Genomic DNA, 671 nt, shown 5'->3' on the forward strand with positions numbered 1-671 from the left:
GCCCCGCCTCGTCGGCCGGCACGGACTCGCTGGGGATGCCGACGGTGGCGAGCGCGGCGCGCACGTCGTCGTGGGCGGGGTTGTGGCCGTGGTCGACGAGACCGACCTGGTCGAGGATGGCCGTGCCCGTCTCGGCCTCGAGCTCGCGCCAGGCGAGCTGCGACTCGAGGAGCATGGCGACGTGGGTGGGCTCGGCGTAGGCGAGGTTGAAGTTGCGCGAGGCACCGTGCGACGCGCCGTGCCGGTGGCCGGGGGCGAAGCGCTCGAGCAGGGTGACCTGGCGGCCGCGACGCGCGAGGTTCCATGCGGCGGACGAGCCCATCGCTCCCCCGCCGATGACGACGACGTCGGTGTCGAGCGCCCTCATGAGGCGATGCCGAGCTCGTCGGCGCGCTGCCGCGACGGGGACGACGGCGCCACGTCGATCGTGAACGCGAGCAGGCGGAACGTGCGGCCGCCGTCGACGATCTCGCGCTCGCGGTCGTGCAGGCGGGAGAACCCGAGCTTCGCGTAGAGGGCGTGCGCTCCGACCATCTGCGGGCCGCTGTTCATCACGACCCGGTCGAGGCCGCGCAGCCGCGCGAGCTCGATCACGTGGCGGGTGAGGAGTGCGCCGACCCCGCGTCCACGCGCCGACGGGTCGACCGCGAGCAGGCGGAAGTCGAGCTCGC

Annotated in this window: 2 protein-coding genes; both read right to left on the reverse strand. The window is 74.2% G+C overall.

Going from position 1 to position 671, the window contains the following annotated elements; all coding sequences use genetic code 11:
* Window positions 1-367: FAD-dependent oxidoreductase (locus GH736_RS23890; protein ID WP_159607582.1), on the reverse strand; the 367-nt coding region annotated here is incomplete at its 3' end.
* On the reverse strand, window positions 364-671 hold a 308-nt coding region (locus tag GH736_RS23895), incomplete at its 5' end, for a GNAT family N-acetyltransferase (RefSeq protein WP_159607584.1). The genes GH736_RS23890 and GH736_RS23895, both read right to left, overlap by 4 nt.

This window comes from Agromyces humi (assembly GCF_009720255.1).
In the GTDB taxonomy this organism is placed as follows: domain Bacteria; phylum Actinomycetota; class Actinomycetes; order Actinomycetales; family Microbacteriaceae; genus Agromyces; species Agromyces humi.